At 62.5% G+C, this 18433-nt stretch carries 19 protein-coding genes; 11 read left to right on the forward strand and 8 right to left on the reverse strand.

Annotated features, from left to right (window positions below):
- The 6 genes from C8D92_RS05410 (at position 1) to C8D92_RS05435 (ending at position 6322) form a co-directional block, all read left to right on the forward strand.
- Positions 1-414, forward strand: coding sequence for a hypothetical protein (locus C8D92_RS05410; protein ID WP_133243106.1), 414 nt, complete (start codon positions 1-3; stop codon positions 412-414).
- Positions 404-1357, forward strand: a complete 954-nt coding sequence (locus tag C8D92_RS05415) for a metallophosphoesterase family protein (protein WP_243402371.1) — start codon at positions 404-406, stop codon at positions 1355-1357. Before C8D92_RS05410 ends, C8D92_RS05415 begins: the two co-directional genes overlap by 11 nt.
- 255 nt (positions 1358-1612) lie before the next feature.
- The gene (gene ectA / locus C8D92_RS05420; RefSeq protein ID WP_095610606.1) at positions 1613-2134 is read left to right on the forward strand and encodes a diaminobutyrate acetyltransferase; all 522 of its coding nucleotides are present in this window, start codon (positions 1613-1615) and stop codon (positions 2132-2134) included.
- 123 nt (positions 2135-2257) lie between these two features.
- Complete coding sequence (ectB, locus tag C8D92_RS05425) at positions 2258-3529, forward strand: diaminobutyrate--2-oxoglutarate transaminase (RefSeq protein WP_116918670.1); 1272 nt, start codon at positions 2258-2260, stop codon at positions 3527-3529.
- A 108-nt stretch (positions 3530-3637) separates the two neighbouring features.
- Positions 3638-5080 carry an aspartate kinase gene (locus tag C8D92_RS05430; RefSeq protein ID WP_116918671.1) on the forward strand — a complete coding sequence of 481 codons (1443 nt, stop codon included), beginning with the start codon at positions 3638-3640 and terminating at the stop codon, positions 5078-5080.
- A gap of 192 nt (positions 5081-5272) precedes the next feature.
- Positions 5273-6322 carry a sigma-70 family RNA polymerase sigma factor gene (locus tag C8D92_RS05435; protein ID WP_116918672.1) on the forward strand — a complete coding sequence of 350 codons (1050 nt, stop codon included), beginning with the start codon at positions 5273-5275 and terminating at the stop codon, positions 6320-6322.
- Positions 6323-6440: 118 nt separating this feature from the next.
- Here the strand turns inward: C8D92_RS05435 and C8D92_RS05440 are convergent, their stop codons facing one another.
- The 4 genes from C8D92_RS05440 to pdxH form a co-directional block, all read right to left on the reverse strand.
- Positions 6441-6890, reverse strand: a complete 450-nt coding sequence (locus tag C8D92_RS05440) for a DUF3429 domain-containing protein (protein ID WP_095612375.1) — start codon at positions 6888-6890, stop codon at positions 6441-6443.
- The gene (locus C8D92_RS05445) at positions 6887-7192 is read right to left on the reverse strand and encodes a DUF6482 family protein (RefSeq protein ID WP_095612376.1); all 306 of its coding nucleotides are present in this window, start codon (positions 7190-7192) and stop codon (positions 6887-6889) included. The genes C8D92_RS05440 and C8D92_RS05445 overlap by 4 nt, the downstream gene beginning before the upstream one ends.
- Positions 7193-7286: 94 nt before the next feature.
- Complete coding sequence (locus C8D92_RS05450) at positions 7287-7895, reverse strand: DNA-3-methyladenine glycosylase I (RefSeq protein WP_116918673.1); 609 nt, start codon at positions 7893-7895, stop codon at positions 7287-7289.
- Complete coding sequence (pdxH, locus tag C8D92_RS05455; RefSeq protein WP_243402383.1) at positions 7892-8533, reverse strand: pyridoxamine 5'-phosphate oxidase; 642 nt, start codon at positions 8531-8533, stop codon at positions 7892-7894. The genes C8D92_RS05450 and pdxH overlap by 4 nt, the downstream gene beginning before the upstream one ends.
- Before the next feature lie 145 nt (positions 8534-8678).
- On the opposite strand from pdxH, the gene C8D92_RS05460 reads away from it, so the two are divergent.
- Positions 8679-11621, forward strand: a complete 2943-nt coding sequence (locus C8D92_RS05460) for a DUF748 domain-containing protein (protein WP_116918675.1) — start codon at positions 8679-8681, stop codon at positions 11619-11621.
- On the opposite strand, the gene C8D92_RS05465 is transcribed toward C8D92_RS05460, so the two are convergent.
- Positions 11583-12386, reverse strand: coding sequence for a substrate-binding periplasmic protein (locus tag C8D92_RS05465; RefSeq protein WP_133243107.1), 804 nt, complete (start codon positions 12384-12386; stop codon positions 11583-11585). The genes C8D92_RS05460 and C8D92_RS05465 overlap by 39 nt on opposite strands.
- Before the next feature lie 103 nt (positions 12387-12489).
- Between C8D92_RS05465 and yfbR the strand changes: the two genes are divergently transcribed.
- Together yfbR and C8D92_RS05475 are read left to right on the forward strand one after the other, a co-directional pair.
- Positions 12490-13086 carry a 5'-deoxynucleotidase gene (yfbR, locus tag C8D92_RS05470; RefSeq protein WP_116918677.1) on the forward strand — a complete coding sequence of 199 codons (597 nt, stop codon included), beginning with the start codon at positions 12490-12492 and terminating at the stop codon, positions 13084-13086.
- 72 nt (positions 13087-13158) lie between these two features.
- Complete coding sequence (locus C8D92_RS05475) at positions 13159-15120, forward strand: methyl-accepting chemotaxis protein (RefSeq protein WP_116918678.1); 1962 nt, start codon at positions 13159-13161, stop codon at positions 15118-15120.
- A gap of 69 nt (positions 15121-15189) precedes the next feature.
- Here C8D92_RS05475 and queE read toward each other — a convergent pair whose 3' ends face one another.
- Together queE and queC are read right to left on the reverse strand one after the other, a co-directional pair.
- Positions 15190-15846 carry a 7-carboxy-7-deazaguanine synthase gene (queE, locus tag C8D92_RS05480; RefSeq protein ID WP_116918679.1) on the reverse strand — a complete coding sequence of 219 codons (657 nt, stop codon included), beginning with the start codon at positions 15844-15846 and terminating at the stop codon, positions 15190-15192.
- Positions 15846-16523 (reverse strand): 7-cyano-7-deazaguanine synthase QueC, encoded by a 678-nt coding sequence (gene queC, locus C8D92_RS05485; RefSeq protein ID WP_095611877.1) that lies wholly within the window; start codon positions 16521-16523, stop codon positions 15846-15848. The genes queE and queC overlap by 1 nt, the downstream gene beginning before the upstream one ends.
- 156 nt (positions 16524-16679) lie before the next feature.
- Between queC and C8D92_RS05490 the strand changes: the two genes are divergently transcribed.
- Positions 16680-17195, forward strand: coding sequence for a 3'-5' exonuclease (locus C8D92_RS05490; RefSeq protein ID WP_095611878.1), 516 nt, complete (start codon positions 16680-16682; stop codon positions 17193-17195).
- 1 nt (position 17196) lies between these two features.
- Here the strand turns inward: C8D92_RS05490 and C8D92_RS05495 are convergent, their stop codons facing one another.
- On the reverse strand, positions 17197-17430 hold the full coding sequence (locus C8D92_RS05495; RefSeq protein ID WP_095611879.1) for a hypothetical protein: 234 nt from the start codon (positions 17428-17430) through the stop codon (positions 17197-17199).
- A 706-nt stretch (positions 17431-18136) separates the two neighbouring features.
- Between C8D92_RS05495 and C8D92_RS05500 the strand changes: the two genes are divergently transcribed.
- Positions 18137-18397: a hypothetical protein gene (locus tag C8D92_RS05500; protein WP_095611880.1), complete on the forward strand. Its 261-nt coding sequence runs from the start codon at positions 18137-18139 to the stop codon at positions 18395-18397.
- Positions 18398-18433 lie beyond the last annotated feature (36 nt).

The raw sequence follows: 18433 nt of genomic DNA on the forward strand, positions 1-18433 counted from the left end.
GTGATGGATAGACTTCGGCAAACCTGGCATTCATACCGTAGCCTGCCAACCTGGGTTCAGATCTGGGTTGGTCTCATTCTGGTACCGGCCAATGCCCTGCCTTTCGCATTTCTCGACACCCCGACCGGGTACTGGGCCGCCGTCGCCGCGCTGTTCGTCGTGATGACAAACATTCCCATAATGCTCGCGTGTCGGGGAATGAGTCGACTGATGTCTCTGCCACACCTGATCGCCTGGATCCCGCTGGAAGCCTATCTTCTGGTGCGGCTGACAACGACCGGTTATGTCGATGCCACGGAAACCAGCTTGGCGGCGTTGTTGCTGATCATCAATGGCATCAGTCTCGTCTTCGATACTGTCGATAGCATACGCTGGTGTCGTGGCGAGCGGGAGGTACCGGGTTGTGACGGTTGATTCCGGAATGCCGGGGCGAAGTTGCCCAATCGACTACCGCTACCGGCCGGAGGCGTTGTGCGCCGATCCGGTGGCGGCCGAGAGCGAAACGATGTATGTGATCGGCGGCCTCTATGGCAATACCGTTGCCCTGGCGACACTGGACCGCCGGGTCGACGGTGACATGGCGTCCGGCGCCGCCCCCCAGCTCGTTTTCAACGGCGACTTCAACTGGTTCAACATCGACCCTGACGCCTTTACGACGATCAACCACACGGTTCTCGGGCATGACGCCATCCAGGGCAATGTCGAGCACGAACTGGCGGAACCGGACGAGGAGGCCGGCTGCGGCTGCGCCTATCCGGATTTTGTCGAGCAGGCCATGGTCGAACGCTCCAATCGCATCATCCAGCGGCTGCAGCAGACGGCCCGCGACTTTCCGGACCTGAGCGCCGCACTTGGCCGGCTGCCGCGCTACCGATGCTACCACCTCGCCGGGCAACGGATTCTTGTTCTGCATGGAGATCCGGAATCCCTCGCCGGCTGGGGGCTGGCCCACGAATCGCTGACCCGGCCCGGGCACGACGAAGTGGTGGCCAACTGGTTCCGCGCAACCGATGCCGACGTGATCGCCTGCACACACACCTGCCTGCCCGCCGTCTGGCAACGCGAGGTGGACGGGCGTCGCCGCCTGGTCATCAATAATGGCTCGGCCGGGATGGGCAACCTCCGGCAGGATACCCGTGGACTGATCACCCGTCTGGCCACGACACCGCACACGGAAGCGCTCGTGAACGCCCGTTGCGGCGAACTCTGGGCATCACTGGTCCCACTGGACTTCGACCTGACCGACTGGCTGACGTCGTTCGACCGGTGGTGGCCCAGCGGCACTGCCGCCGCCATCTCCTACCGGGACCGGCTGGTCAACGGCACCTCCCTCGCGCCGTCGGACCTCCTGATCTGACGGCAAAAATCACGGTTCCGGGCGATTTCCCAGGGGGCCGAAACGTTGCCACATCGTGGACCGGCAACCGCAGTCGATTTGATTTTTATTTTGTGGTCTATATAATTAAAGCTCTTGTTGAGATCGACTCCCATCCAATATCGACGTGTTTTCAGCGTCTTGGCTGGCTCAGGGCGGCTTCCGGCGATCAGGAACTGCTCACCAGGGGTTGATCGATTCAATTTAACTCTAAAAGAGTGTGCTATCAGGACAACCATGACACCTGACGATTCGAATACCACCGCCATCACCCTTCGTCTGCCGACCAAGGATGATGGCTACCGGCTCAACCGGCTGGTGGACCAGTGTCCGCCGCTGGATCCCAACTCCATCTACTGCAACCTTCTGCAGTGCAGCCACTTTGCCGATACCGGCATCGCCGCGGAAATGGACGGCGACCTCGTCGGTTTCATCTCCGGCTACATTCCGCCCCAGCAGCCCGACACCATCTTCATCTGGCAGGTGGCCGTCCATGAGAAAGGCCGGGGCCAGGGCCTGGCCAAGCGGATGCTGAAGGCCATTGCCGGTGGCGAGGCCTGCCGTGACGTGACCCACATGGAAACCACCATAACCGCTGATAACGAAGCAAGCTGGGCGCTGTTCCGCTCCTTCGCCCGGGATGTGGGTGCTGAGGTCACCGATCATGAGCACTTCGAGAAAGAGGCCCACTTCGGGGGCCATCATGACTCCGAATACCTCCTCCGCATTGGTCCGTTCACCAAGCCGGTGCACGGCTGACGCCGCACCGGCTGGCTGACGGAAGCCCGTTTCCCGCGCTCTCGATCCCGGCTGGCCGTCATGCCGCTTGATGGGGTCGCGAAGCGCATTCACCTCGAACCTGACATGCTAAGAGGCAAGACCATGGAAATCTTCAAGTCGACCGAATCCGAAGTCCGCGTTTATTCCCGCTCGTTCCCGGTCATCTTCAACCGGGCGAAAAACGCGCACCTGTTCACCGAGGACGGTACCCCTTACCTGGACTTTCTGGCCGGGGCCGGTTCGCTGAACTATGGTCACAACAACGACATCCTGAAAAAGGCACTGCTCGAATACATCGAGAATGACGGTGTGAGCCAAGGCCTGGACATGTTCACCACCGCCAAGCATGACTTCATGGAAACCTACCGGAAGTACATCCTTGAGCCGCGTGGGCTGGACTACAAGATGCAGTTCACCGGGCCCACCGGCACCAACTGTGTCGAAGCCGCGCTGAAGCTGGCCCGCAAGGTGAAGGGGCGGGACACCATCATCTCGTTCACCAACGGGTTCCACGGCGTGTCCCTGGGCGCGGTCGCCACCACCGGCAACAAGCACCACCGTGGCGGCGCCGGCGTGACACTGGGCGGCGTCAACTTCATGCCGTACTGCAATTATCTCGGCGAGCATGTCGACACCATCGAAGCGATGGACAAGATGCTCGTCGACGGCTCCTCCGGCATCGAAACGCCGGCCGCGGTCATCGCCGAAGCCGTACAGGGCGAAGGCGGCCTGAACGTGGCGACCGCCGAATGGCTCCAGAAGCTGGAAAAGGTCTGCCGCAAGCACGACATGCTGCTGATCATTGACGACATCCAGGCCGGCAACGGCCGGACCGGTCAGTTCTTCAGCTTTGAGCAGGCCGGCATCAAACCGGACATGGTCACCGTGTCCAAGTCCCTGAGCGGCTACGGCCTGCCGATGGCCCTGGTGCTGTTCCACCGTGATCTGGACGCTTGGGCACCGGGTGAACACAACGGCACCTTCCGGGGCAACAACATGGCGTTTGTCACCGCGCGGGCGGCCATCGAGACCTACTGGAAGGACGAGAGTTTTGCCAACGAGGTGAAACAGAAGTCTGAGATTCTGGGCACCAAGCTGCAGGCCATCTGCGATCAGTACGGCGCGGAGAACTTCCAGCGCAAGGGCCGTGGCATGATGCAGGGCATCGCCTGCCGCGACGGCGAGCTGGCGGACGACATTTCGAAGCAGGCCTTCAAGAAGGGCCTGATCATCGAAACCGCCGGCCCGGACGATGAAGTGGTCAAGTGCCTGATGCCGCTGACGATCAGCGAGGAAGACCTGACCAAGGGTCTGGACCTGCTGACCGAAAGTGTGGCAGATGTGATGAAGGACGACATGAGCCAGGCTTCCTGAGACAATCGGGACCGAGGGGGCCGGCCCGCCGGGAACTCGCAAGAGCCGGCCGGTCCCCGCGCTCACGACCGATCCCGGCATTCATGTGAAGCGACCGAAGACAGAACCATGACTACTCAAGAGCACACCGTAGAGAAAATCGGCGGCACGTCCATGAGCGACTACAATGCCGTCCGTGACAATCTGGTGGTGGGCAACCGCGAGCCCGACGACCTGTACCAGCGCATCTTCGTGGTATCCGCATACGGTGGGGTCACCGACGAGCTGTTGGAACACAAGAAGACCGGTGAACCGGGCGTCTACGCGCTGTTTGCCGATGCCGAGTCGGACTGGGCCTGGGGCGACGACCTCACCAAGCTCACCCACATGCTGACCGACATCAACCAGGAACTGTTCGACGACCCGATGCTTCAGCAGCAGGCGGATCAGTTCATCATGGACCGTGTCGAAGGCGTGCGCGGCTGCCTGATTGATCTCCAGCGCCTGTGCTCCTACGGGCAGTTCCAGTTGGAGGAACACCTGCTGACGGTCCGCGAAATGCTGGCCGGCATCGGTGAGGCCCACAGCGCCTTCAACACCGCACTCAAGCTCCAGGCCGAGGGCATCAACGCTCGTTTCGTGGACCTGACCGGTTGGCGTGACAACGAACTACTGCCACTGGACGAGAAACTCCAGCAGGCGTTCGACAACGTCGACCTGACCCGTGAACTGCCCATCTGTACCGGCTACGCCCAGTGCCAGGAAGGCCTGATGCGGACCTTCGACCGGGGCTACAGTGAGATGACCTTCAGTCGCATCGCGGTGATCACCGAAGCGCGCGAAGCCATCATCCACAAGGAATACCACCTGAGCTCGGCAGACCCGAAGGTAGTCGGTGAGGACAAGGTAGTGCCGCTTGGCCGCACCAACTACGACGTTGCCGACCAGCTGGCAAACCTCGGCATGGAGGCGATCCATCCCAAGGCCGGCAAGGGCCTGCGCCAGAGCGACATTCCGTTGCGCGTCAAGAACACCTTTGAACCGGAGCACACCGGCACACTGATCACCCGCGACTACGTCAGCGAGAAACCGCGCGTGGAGATCGTGGCCGGTCAGAAGGGCGTGTTCGCCATCGAGGTGTTTGACCAGGATATGCAGGGCGAGCCCGGCTCGGACCGTCGCGTGTTGGACGTTCTTTCCCGGTACAAGATGCGCTGCGTCTCCAAGGACACCAACGCCAACACCATCACCCATTACGTGGACAGTACGCTGAAACACGTCAAACGGGTGGTCCGGGCGCTGAAAGACGAGTTCCCGAACGCCGAAATCAGCACCCGGAAGGTGGCCCTGGTCTCTGCGATTGGCAGCGACATGCAGGTACCGGGCATTCTGGCGAAAACCGTCCAGGCCCTGGCGGACGAGGAAATTTCCATCCTCGCCCTGCACCAGTGCATGCGGCAGGTGGACATGCAGTTCGTCATCGACGAAGAGCATTACGAGAAAGCGATCGTCAAACTGCACGCCACACTGATTGAGCCGCACAACCACGAATACGCCATCGTTGCGGCGTAACGGTTATCGGTGTCGGGGATCGGTCGCCCCCGTCACCGGTAAATAGGAGGACGTCTTGCCTCCTGATCGGTCCCGCCTGACCCTCGGGTTGGGCGGCGCCGGTCACCCTCCTCCAGCGCCCCCGGGCAATCTGCTCCACCGCGCCAGTCGTAGTAATAGACAAATACCATACTGTTCGACTGGACGATCACTATGACCGATTTAGCGTGGACCGAGCCGGCCCCGGCGGTGTCCGGGCTGGACACGACTGGCGAAACCCCCATTCCCTGGAGCGCGAAGGCGTCAAAAGACACTGAGACGCCGTCGCTGGTTACCCGGTACTTCACCGAAGCGTCCCGACATCCGGTGCTGGGCGAGCGGGCCGAGCGAAAGCTCGGTCGTCAGCTGGCCCGCGCCCTCGCGTCACTACGCATCGCATTGGGTCATCCAGACAACACCGCGCTGACGCTGCGCGATGTGATTGGCAACCGCCGGGAAGAGGAACTGGACTCACGACGGCTACGCCGCTGCTTCCGGATTGCCGAGGCCTGCCGCCAAAGGCTGATTCAGAGCAACCTGCGACTGGCCGTCCATATCGCCCGCCGCCACAACGGCCGGCACTTGCCACTCACGGACCTGATCCAGGAGGCCAACATTGGTCTGATCAAGGCGGTCGAACGCTTCGATCCGGAGCGGGGGTTCCGATTCACGACCTATGCCTATTGGTGGGTCTCCGAGGAGGTCAAACGCAGTCTCAAGCGCGGGCCTGGGGTCGTGCGGACACCGGAGAACATGGTGGACGACCTGCGGGCGCTCAACGCGGTGCAGCAGCGTCTGTCGAGTGAGTTGGGCCGTGCGCCGGAAGCCAATGCGCTGGCCGCCGCGCTCGGCTGGTCGGCACAGCATGTCCGCCAGCTTCAGCGACGGTCCCTGGGGGAAATTTCCACCGATACACCGCTGCCCGACAGTGACGACCTGGTGGTCGGTGATCGCCTTGCCGGCGATGAGATGATGCAGCCGGATGCATTGCTCGAACCGCGGGACCAACGCCGCATCGTCAGTGACATCCTGAGTCACCTGACAGTGCGTGAGCAGGATGTGCTCAGCCGGCGTTTCGGACTGAACCGGCCTGAGCCGGAAACCCTCCAGATCATCTCCGATCAGCTCGGACTGAGCCGGGAGCGTATCCGGCAGATCGAAAAACGGGCGCTGGAGCGGCTTCGCCAGGCCTACACCAATCTGGGCGATCTGACGGGCAACTAATGACTCGTCTGGTTCATTCGCTAACTGACTGCGTATCTGTGACGGCGCTGGGCAAGGCGTCACTCCGCAGGCGGGGTCAAGGGCCGACAACGCCGCGGGACGCTTGAAGCCCCTTAGATCACCCCATCACGAAGGACGCAGCAACGACCAACTGTGACAGACAGGCGACGCTGGTCAGCAGCAGCCTCAACCGCAGATACCATGTCGGCCAATAGAGCCGCATCAGCCGGACGTCGACGAAATAGAGCAATAGATAGCTGATCGGGTAGAAAATCGCCTGACCCTGGAGCGGCAGCAACAGCGCCAGGCCTGCCGTCAGGAAGAAGAGCTGACTGATGAGGAGCGTCCAGACCGGCGACAGCGGATAATGGCAGCCATCATCAAGCTGGAGAGCGATCGGCCAGTACACCCCCGCCATGAAGGCCAGAATTCCGGCGCTGTAGATGTAGAACAGTTCCACCCATTCGGTATCGGCCTCCGGGCAGGTGGCGACGGCCAACGTACCCACCAGAAACGGGATCAGGCCGGCAAAGCCGAACGCAATCGCCAGACGGGCGGCGGAAATCATGACGGCCCCCGACGGCGCAGGCGCATTGGCTGCGCCCCGCTCTGGGGCAGGCCGATCATCTCATCGTAGGCCGAGTCATGGACTTCCTCGACCACGTCGATATGAAAGGCCGCCAACGCATCCCGCGCCTGCCAGGCGCTGCGGAAGAGGATGGTGGTGCCGTGGCGATCGGACAGCACCTGAGGCTGGGGCGTCTGCGCCACCCACAGCCGCGCCATGTAGTACTGGCCTTCGATTGATCGAATCTCGAGACGCTCAATGACGATACCGTCGTTGGCGAGCTCCTCTGTGGTGATACGCACGTGCGTCGACCCTCCCGCTTCGGCCTGGGTGTCCCTGAACCTACGTCACCGGAGTCGCTAAGGATCAGGCCGGCGGGGAAAACAGCGACCGGATCTACCCGAAACGGCGCCCGTCGCCCAGCTTTCGGCAGGTCTCGTGCAGGGGGCAACCCACGAGATGGTCATTCACCATCCCAACCGCCTGCATAAACGCATAAACGATGGTCGGCCCGACGAAATTGAATCCGCGGCGTTTGAGCGCCCCCGAGAGCGCCTTCGCCTGCGGCGTGTGAGCGGGTACCTCATCCATCGTCACCCAGCGATTCTGGATGGGCTGGTAATCCACATGGGACCAGAGCAGGGCGGGGAAGGACTCGCCGGCGTCTCGCATCGCCAGCAGGGCCCGGGCATTGCGAATGATCGACTCCACTTTGCGACGGTTGCGGACGATCGCCGGATTGGTCAGTAGGGTCTCGATATCGGCGTCGTCGTACCGCGCGATCGCCTCCGGGTCAAAGCCGTCGAACGCCGCCTGATAACCCGACTGTTTGCGAAGAATGGTCAACCAGCTCAAACCCGCCTGCTGGCCATCGAGACACAGCTTCTCGAACAGCTCGCGCTCATCGTCCACCGGGCGCCCCCAGACGGTGTCGTGATAGTCGACGTACAAGGCATCAGTGCCACACCAGTCGCAGCGCCCGTCCTCGGTCGGCCCGGTCCTCACGGCTGCAGCCTCTGAATAACCCAGTCGCCATTATTGCGACGATACTCAAACCGGTCGTGAAGCCGGCTGGTGCGGCCCTGCCAGAACTCAAAACGCTCAGGCACCAGGCGGTAGCCACCCCAGAACGGCGGGCGAGGTATCTCCCCTTCCCCGAACCGTTCGCTCTCCCGTGCCACCTGTTGCTCAAGCGCCTCCCGGGAATCGATGGTCTGGCTCTGCCGGGACGCCCAGGCGCCAACGCGGCTGCCTCGGGGGCGGGCGGCAAAATAGGCCTGGGACTGCTCATCCGGGATCTTCTCGACATGCCCCTCAATGACCACCTGCCGATTCAGGTCGAGCCAGGGGAATAGCATGGCCGCGCGCGGGTTGGCGGCCAACGCCTGGGCCTTGGTGCTTTCATAGTTGGTGAAGAACACAAAGCCATGCTCATCATAGGCCTTCAACAGGACGGTGCGGACGCCGGGCCGGCCATGGCCATCGGCCGTCGCCAGCGACAGGGCATTCGGTTCCAGAAGGTTCGCCGCCTGGGCCTGCCGGAACCAGGCATCGAACTGGGCGACCGGGTCGTCGGCCAGGGCCGTCCGACTCAGTCCATCGCTCTCGAATTCCCGACGCATATCGCCAATATCCACTGTGATGCTCCCTCTGTGCTGATCGGCGCCTCCGGCCAGTCAGGCTCTGGACGCCATGGCTTTTCTGGCCGATCATAGCTGACAACAGTCACCAATCCCGGCACAGCACTCGCCAACATGTCGCCAGCGCTGCCGGGGGCCTTGGACAGGGATGATGACACAGGACTCCCCAAGACCGCGAAAACCGTACCATCGTCGGGTCAGCGTCTGGATCGCGGCGCTGGTACTGCTCTACACACTGGCTGGCTTTGCCGTGCTGCCCTGGTGGCTGGAGCGGCAGGTTCCCGGAGAGCTCCAGACCCGGCTTGGCTGGCAGGGGTCGGTGGAGGACATCCGCTTCAACCCCTATTCGATGTCACTTTCCGTTGAGGGGCTGGACGCGTCGGATGACGAATCACGCATTGCCGGACTGGGCGCCCTGCACGTCAATGTCGGTTTCTGGGCCTCCCTGTTCGGGCCGTTAACACTCGAAACCATTGAAGTGGAACAGCCCTTTGTAAGGGTGGATCGATTGCCAGACAACCGGATCGGACTGGTTCAGGACTGGCTGGAGAACAATCCACCATCACAGGAGCCCCGCGATAACCGGCCAGCCGATAGTGAGCCGGTACCACTGCTTTTCGAGCGCATCGCCATCGCCGGTGGCCATGTCCGGTTCCGGGACCAGGCCGCATCTCCCTCCGAGACCTTCGAAATCGAACCGCTGGACCTGGCGATCAACGACTTGGCCACCTATTCACGCCCGGACAGGGGCAATGCCGGTCAGGACCGACTCACGGCCGCGGTCGGCAACCAGACCATCGAGTGGGAGGGCCAGCTGCGGCTCGCCCCGGTCCGTTCAAAAGGGCACCTGTCGATCGGCGGCGTCCAGCATGACACCATCGCCCACTTTGCCGAAGGGCGGATTCCCTATCACCTGGCAGGGGGCGAGGTATCGCTGGAAAGCGACTATGCCGTCAGCCTGGAGGATGGCCTGTCTCTCGATGTCCGCGAAGGCCGGATCACGCTCACTGGCCTGGAGACGCGCCTGGAAGCCGAAGGCCGCCCCGTGACGCAACTGGACACGCTGACCGCCTCCGGCATTGGCTTCCAGCTGCCCCGTCCCGAATTGACGATCGAAACGGTTGAGGGGTCGGGTCTGCTTATGAACCTGGCGCGTCAGTCCGATGGTTCCATCAACCTGCTTGCACCCTTCGCCGGCGCAAGCGACAGCGGCACCGCGCCCCAGGAGCCGGCGCCGGCCAGTCAGGGCGGCACCGACCGCTTCCAGTGGTCGATTGGAACCATCACGCTGGCCGGGAGCCGCATCAACTGGCGGGACGACAGCCTCTCACAACCGGCCACGCTGGCGCTGACCGATCTTTCACTGTCGCTGGACAACCTCAGCCACCGGCTTGGCGAACCTGTTCCCTATTCCCTGAGATTCGCCACGCCAGCGGACGGGTCGGTGACCGTTGACGGGCAGACCACCCTCGCCCCCTTCACACTGGAAGCCGCGATCGGGGTGGATGCCGTCGCTCTGTCCCCCTTGTCACCCTACGTGCAGAATCAGGTACCGGTCAGCATCACCGACGGCACACTGGACGTGAAAGGCAATCTGGATCTCGACGACCAGACGCCTCAGTTGACCGGCACGTTCAACGGACGCGGCGCGCTCACCAACCTGGCGCTGGACCATCCCGACCACGACGACACCTGGGTAAGCTGGCAGCAGCTCGCTTTCGAGCCCGTTGAGTACAATATCCAGCCTGCCCGGCTGGAAATCGGCACCGTCTCTCTGACCGACGCCAGCGCCGCCATCCAGCGCTTTGCCGACGGCCACACCAGCCTCGACGCGCTGACACCGCCCGCTTCGGGCAACAGTGATCGCGACACGACAGCAGACGAATCCGCGTCCGGAGAAGGGTTTGTGTTCCGGATCGACCAGTTCCGTCTGGCCGGGTCCCAGGTGTCGATCACGGATGAGGCCATCGAGCCCAGGTTCCGGAGCCGGCTTCATGACCTGGGCGGCACCGTGTCCGGCATCAGCAACGTACCACCCCAGGAGGGCACCCTCTCGCTGACGGGCCGTGTTAACGACCAGGCCGATCTGACTCTGAATGGCCAGCTGGGTGCCATCGACGACAGCAGCACCAGTCAGATCACGGTAGCACTGAGCAATCTTGGCCTGCCGTTGCTGTCCCCGTATTTCGGGCGCTATCTCGGGTATGGCATCGACAGCGGCAAACTGGCCCTGGATCTGAACTATCAACTCACCGGCACCCAGCTTGATGCCAGCAATAACGCGGTGTTGGACCAACTCGTTCTCGGGTCATCCATAGAGAGCGAGCAGGCCGTCAACGCGCCCATCAAACTCGGCCTGGCGCTGCTGCGCGACACCGACGGGCGTATTGACGTCACCCTGCCTGTTCAAGGCGATCTGGCGAGCCCCGAGTTCAGCCTCGGCCCCGTCCTCATGGAGGCATTCACCACCCTGCTGGTCAAAGCCGCCTCCTCACCATTCAGCGCCCTCGGCTCGCTGGCGGATCTGGCCGGGTTCAGCGGCGAAGAGCTCGGGCAGGCATTGTTCGTCCCAGGAACCACCGAGCTTCAGGATGGTGAAGCGGCCAAATTGCCGGCGCTGGCAAAAGCGCTGTCACAACGCCCGGGCCTGATTCTGAACATCCGCGCGAACACTTCGGAGTCACTGGACGGCGCCGCGCTGCGTGAACAGGCCGTGAACGACCAACTGCCCGTCACCGCCGACACGCCACTGACCGAACGGATCGCGGCGCTGGAAGCCCTCGCCCGCGACCGGCTGGGCGAGTCGGCGCTATCGGCCCGTCGCCAGTCCGCCACACCGGACGGGGCCGACGCACCGCCGCCGGCGGCCTGGCACGAAACGCTGATGACCGCACTGGCCGAGCGCCAGACTCTGGCGCCGGATGCGCTGACCCAACTGGCCCGACAACGCGCCAGCAAGCTGCGCCGGGCACTGGTGGATGAACAGGGCGTTGATGAAGACCAGGTCTTCACTCTGGCGCCGGTGACCGACGCCAGTGGCGAGGAAGATGGCTCAGCGGTGGTCGTTCCGTTCAGTCTGAAGCCCCGCTAGGGACTCGGGGAAGGGCAGATGGTACCGTGAGAGCAGCGCCCGGTAGGTGCCGTCGGCAATCACGTCCTTGAGGATGCCCTCCAGAGCACGCTTTGAAGGCTCTATGCCCGGGCGGACCAACACCCGGAGCCGGTAGGCCTGGTCGATCTTATCCGAGACCAACAGCCGATCGTACCGGTCCGGGTTGCGTTCGGCGTATAAGGACAGGTAGGAGCGTGTCACCACCGCCACTTCCGCCAGTGAAGGGCGATCGGCCTGGATCAGCTTGAGGTTACGGGCGTGACTCCGTGACATGGTGATATTAAACCGGTTCTTGAGTGCGCCCTCTACCGGGTCGAACCCGGCAAAGCCGTAGTGATACCCCAGAACCCCGACAATCTGTCGCTCGGCCAGATTGTCGAAAAACGACTGGTCCCGGTCAGGTTTGTCGAGCGCAATGTAGACCTCGGCATCACGCAGGATCACGAAAGTGGATTCGATGTCGTGGTCCTGCCAGCTCCACCGTGGCGACTCAAAGAAAATCACATCAAACCGGCCCGCGTCGTAATCGCGATACCGTCGTTTCGGCGTGGTCTCAACCACCTCGAACCGGAAGCGGTCCTGTCGGCGGTTCAGCTCATCCAGCAGATCAGACAGCAGCCCTTTCACCGCACCCTGTTCATCGAATCCCGCCAGCGGTGGGAACGGGTACGCGCCAACACGAACCGTGGACGCCGCCTGGACAAGCGGGCTGAACAACAGAACAATGATCAGCAGGACACGCATGGCACCACCCGACAAGGCCTGAACAATCACTCAACATTATCACGGCCCTGGAGTGTCGTTAAACCGGACAGGGTCCGTTGATGGAACAGGAAAGCAAACTCCGATGAAACACAGTGCCAGCCGCTTTTTTGCCTACATCGCCCGCCTGCGATGGATCCGCCGCTGGGGCCTGATGCGCAATGCCATTGAAGAGAACGTCGCGACCCACTCCTGGGAGGTGGCCACCATTGCTCACGGCCTGGCCCTGATCCGCAACCACGTTTTCAACGGCGATGTGAATGCCGACCGCGTCGCGGCCGCGGCGCTCTACCACGACGCGACGGAAGTGATTACCGGCGATATGCCGACACCGGTGAAATACCACTCGGCCGTTATGCGCGAGGCTTTCGGCGATATCGAGAGCCGGGCCGAAACTGAACTGCTCGACTTGCTGCCGGAAACACTCCGGGACGGTTTTCGACCGTACCTGGCCGAAAGCGTCCAGGACGCCGATACCCGGGCGCTGGTCAAAGCCGCCGACCGCCTCTCGGCCTGGCTCAAGTGCCAGGCGGAGATCAACGCCGGCAACCGTGAGTTCGAACCGGCTGCCCATAAGATCCGCCAGCGCCTGGATGAAGACCCCCTGCCGGAAGTGGGGTACTTTCTGGCGGTATTCGCCCCGGATTACAGCGCGCCGCTGGACCATCTGCTGGGGGATTGAAGCCCTACCCGGTCCGTCACCCCTGGCGTGTATTTGCTACGCTTTGGGGAGTAACTGGATGAGGGGTGTTCCGTGACGTTTACAAAAAAGCTGGTTCTGACGTTTGTTGCCATTCTGGTGGTCGTGATCGTGAGCCTGTCGTTGATTGCGATCCAACAGGCCCGCCAGACCGCAGAACACAACTCGGAGCAGGCAAGCCTGCGCCAGATCGAGCAGATCGAGTACTCGGTGGCCCAGTTCTTCGGCGCCATGAAAGCCGAAGCACAGTTTCTGGCCTCCCACCGGGAGCTGGCGGAGGCGGTCGGTCGGCTGACCACCTACCTGGATCCCAGTCAGGGCGGACAGATGACGCCGCTCAAAAACAGCCCCACTGAGGCCTCCCTCTTTCGGCTTTTCGAAAGCTTTGCCGACGCCAAGGGCGGTCTGCGCTATGTCTACTACGGCACGGAAGAAGGGGAGTTCGTCCAGTGGCCCCTCGGTGAAAGCGGTGCCCCCTATGACCCCCGTGAACGCCCCTGGTATAACGCCGCGCTGCAGGCCGGCGAAGGCGGCGCGATCACCGATGCCTACTATTTCGAAACCGATGACGCCAGCATCATCAGCGTGACCCATGAGGTTCGCGATCAACGCGGCAACACCGCCGGTGCGGTAGGTATCGACGTCTCTCTGGAAGGATTGACGGCCATGATCCGGGACGTGGAAATCGGTGACTCCGGCAAACTCCTGCTGATCGAGGACACCGGCACCATTCTGGCCAACCCGCTCGCCCCGGAGACCAATTTCCAGTCCGTTGACGAGCTCGAGACCGATATTCTGGCGTCGCTTCAGTCCCAGGGAGAGGGGAATCAAACCATCGAGTACGCGGGAACCACGTATGAGGCGACGGTATTCACGTCACCGGAGCTTGGCTGGACCTTCATCGGGCTCGTGCCCCGGGACAAAATGATGGCCAGCGCCACGGACCTGGGCTGGACGATCGCCATTGTTGGGCTGCTGTTCCTCGCGCTTGCCATCGGGGTGGCGGTGGTTCTGGGGCGCATGCTCACCCGCCCGCTGCGCACCGTGTCAGACAAGATGCGCGACATCGCCGCCGGCGAAGGCGACCTGACCCAGAGGCTGCCGGAGCAGGGCACGGACGAAATCGGCGACCTCTCCCGACAGTTCAATGCCTTCGTGGAACGGATGCATCAGACCATTCAGGATGTGGATGGTACGACCCAGAGTCTTGCGTCCGCGGCCGAGCAGCTCAACCAGGTCGCCAGCGAGACCCGCCAGTCCGTGGAGCGGCAGAGCAGTCAGACGGACCAGATCGCGACGGCCATCAACGAAATGACCGCGACGGTTCAGGAGGTCTCACAGAATGCCACCAGCGTCGCCGACGCCGCCTCGGACGCGGACACGAAAGCGCGCGAGGGGGGCACCGTGGTCGGCGACAACTCCCGCGCCATGGAAACGTTGATCGGCGAGCTGGATGATATGGCCACCGTCATCGGACAGCTCGCCCAGCGCAGCCAGGAGATCAAGACCGTGCTGGACGTCATCCATTCGGTTACCGAACAGACCAACCTCCTGGCGCTCAATGCCGCTATTGAAGCGGCCCGTGCCGGCGAGCAGGGTCGGGGTTTTGCCGTGGTCGCCGACGAGGTGCGCTCGCTGGCCCAGCGCTCAAACAAGTCCGCCGATGAAATCCAGACCATCATCGATGGCCTGATCACCGAAACCGACCGAGCGGTGCATTCCATGGAGCAGGCCAAGGAACGCTCTGGTGAAAGCCAGCAACGAGCATCCAAGGCCAGCGAGGCGCTGACGGACATCGAAAGCTCCGTCTCGACCATTCATGAGCAGGTGACTCAGATCGCCACCGCGGCCGAGGAACAGAGTCAGGCCGCTGAAGAGATCAACCAGAACGTGACGGGCATTGTCGAGGCCGCGCAGCACAGCAGCTCGGGCACGGAACAGACCAACTCGGCAAGCGACGAGGTGGCTCGAATGGCCGAGCGGTTACGGGACGTGGTCGGGCGCTTCCGTATATAGAGCCTCAGAACAGACGTTCGTCGCCCGCTGGAGCCGCGCTATGTGTCAGTGAAGCAACCCGACGGGGCACTAGTCGATGCCGACAATCTTATGCATCTGCAGCGTCAGTCGCCACTGGGGATGCGCCAGGCAATACTCGGTCGCCTTGCGGGTATTGGCGGTCTTGAGGCGGTCCGGACCCTCGGTCGGCGCGACCGGTGAGGCCATGGGCGAGAGGAAGAAGTGCCGGGCCCGGATGGATTCGAACCGCTCTGGCATTGCATCGGTCTGGGGGTAGACAAGCTTCAACTCGTCACACTGCTCAATCACCACCGGAGCGGTGGCCTTCGGGCTGACACAGAGCCAGTCGATCCCGTCCGGTGCGGGCAATGTCCCATTGGTTTCCACACCGACCTCGAAGCCGCGTTGGTGAAGGGCGGCAATCAGCGGCTCGTCCAGTTGCAACAGGGGCTCGCCACCGGTACAGACCACGTAGGGGCGACCGGTGTCGTGAGGCCAGAGCGAAGCGACATGCGCCGCAAGGTCGCCGGCGGTCTCGAATTGACCGCCGTTCTGACCGTCGGTGCCGACAAAATCCGTATCGCAGAAGGTGCACACCGCCGTCGCGCGGCCACTTTCCCGGCCGTTCCAGAGATTGCACTTGCTGAACCGGCAGAACACGGCTGCCCGGCCGGCCTGGGCGCCTTCGCCCTGAAGGGTGTAAAAGGCTTCCTTGATCCGGTACATCAGGCCTCCGGCACGTGACGGGTCTCGTACGGCAGCGGGTCACTCACGCCGTGGTGTGCAAAGGCCTCCAAGCGCTCAACGCAGGAGCCACAGCGACCACAGGCCGCTTCACGGCCGTTGTAGCAGGTCCAGGTCTGGCTGTAGTCCAGTCCCATGGCGAGTCCCTCGGAGAGGATCTCGGTCTTGTCCAGCGCGAGGTAAGGCGCCTCAACCTGAACGGGCTCGTAGTTGGCAACGCGACAGGCGGCGTCCATCTTCTCGACAAACTCGGGACGACAGTCCGGATAGATGGCGTGATCACCTCCGTGTGCGCCGAACCAGACGCGGTCCGCGCCGACCGTCACCGCATACCCCGTCGCCAGCGACAGCAGAATCATGTTGCGGTTGGGCACCACCGTCGCCTTCATCGTGTCCTCTTCGTAGTGGCCTTCCGGCACGGGGGTGTCGTCCGTCAGGGCGGAGCCACTGAGCAGCCCCCCGAGGCCGGCCAGATCCACCGTTCGGTGGGGGATGCCTTCACGCTCACAGACTGCCCGTGCCGCCGTCAGTTCACGCACATGGCGCTGGCCATAGTCGAACGAGATGGCATGGACCCGGTAGCCATCGCGCCGGGCACGATGCAGCAACGTAAAGGAGTCCATACCACCGGAATAGATAACGACGACGGATTGGGACATCAACGCTCTCCAGCCGGTTCGGGGGAATCAGATTGGGTCCGGAGGTCTATTGTAACAGGCCCGTCAGGATCTTCCCCGAGGCTATCACTCCGATGATTCGCGTCTCCCGGTTCGGGCGGTTAAACTCACCGGAACAGTTGCAGAAGAGCCGATGCCATGACCATCGCCGAGCCACCGGCCTTTATCGACTTCGAAGCATCCAGCCTGGATCTGATCGCCAGCTATCCGATTGAAGTCGGGCTGAGTCTCCCCGATGGTGTGTTACACAGCTGGCTGATCCGCCCACACGTCCTCTGGCAGGACTGGTCCACCAGTGCCGAAGCCATCCACGGCATCCCCCGCGACGAGTTGCAGCGCGAGGGGCACGACGTTCTGGACGTCGCACAGGCTCTCAACGAACGACTCAATGGCGTTGTCTACTGCGACGCCTGGACGTTCGACAGTTTCTGGCTGCACCGGCTCTACCGCGCCGCGAATGTGACGCCCGCCTTCACGCTGGAATCGGTCTCCGCCATTCTCGAACCAGAGCAGATACGGCTCTGGCCGGATACCCGACAGGCGGTGATTGAGGGCCTGGGCCTACCGGTTCACAGGGCGGCCAACGACGCGTTGATTCTTCAGGAAACCTGGCGTCGGGTCACCGACCCCGAGACCGAAGACCAGTCACCCTGAGTCAGCATTGCGTCGGGCGGCGGCGGGCCACCAGCCCAATCAGATCCTGAGCCGTGTGGAGTACCGCAAACGTGGCGAAGACCATCAGGGTCGCCCCCAGCGCGGTAAACGTCAGATCATCACCCACCTGCTGACCGCGGGCAAAGAAGAAGTAGAGGGCAAGAGCCACAACCAGTAGTCCATTGGTTATGGCGTCCAGTTTCAGTCTGTCGGTAAGTCCTGACTCGTCAGGCATAGTGGTTTCGGATTGACCTCGTTTCTCTATGAATGCGATCAAATGATAACCAACGAGGGCGCACGCTTCTGTACGAGGAAACCGACCCGGGCGGGAGACGAAAAAAAAGGCGACCAAATGGCCGCCCAATCAAGGAGAGATTCATCATGCCAACCGATCCGGAGAGCTTCCGAGAAGGATGATGAAGACACAACGTGAACATGTGACACTGTCTATGATGGGCCAGTACCCGATCCGGGTCTGTACGGGGTTTCCGCAATCAGTCAGCGCTTTCCGGGAGGCTTGCATGTTCCGATACAGGGAATACACTGGAAGACAATGAGACAGAGTAACCCCCATAACGCAATGAGTATCGGGATGCCCGTTCAGACCACAATGATCTGACACCGGAGCCTTCTTCAATGGAAGGTTCCCGGCGGGGACCTTCCGAATCGGCTTGAAAAGCCCGGAAGCGACCCGCTTTCGGGCTTTTTTAATGGCAATGACATGATGAATCGATCGCGCACACCTCAGGTACATCATCGCCTTCCACGGGCGAAGGCCCGTTCACTCCCCCGCATGGGCGCGGGTGTGAACGGTATTGTGATGCCTGTTTGCTGACGGCCGTCCCGACCCGGGCGCCGTCAGGCTCCGGGTCGCGCCAGCCACGTGACGCCCCGGGGCCACAGCCATCGGTCCATGTATCGGCAACTATGAGGAGAGCGTCATGAGACAGCAGCACCATCGTTCCGCACCACGTTCCGGCCAGGGCGCTCTGCGCCGTCCGTCCAGCCTGCCGTTGCTGGATGCCATCTGTAAGCGGCTGAACCAACGCGTCAATTTCGACAATGAACAGAGCGTGTTGGGGCTCTATGAGCGAGGCTGGATCTTCAATGGCGTCATCGCCACGATGAGCGAACAGGAGGCCCGCTATGTCCGGGCGCTGGCGAGCCGGCACAATTCCTGGATCGCCCGCCAGGTGGCCTGAGCGCCACAGTGAGGAACCGCCAGCGATCGGCCCGGC

It is taken from the genome of Tamilnaduibacter salinus (genome assembly GCF_003096655.1).
GTDB classification, from domain to species: domain Bacteria; phylum Pseudomonadota; class Gammaproteobacteria; order Pseudomonadales; family Oleiphilaceae; genus Tamilnaduibacter; species Tamilnaduibacter salinus.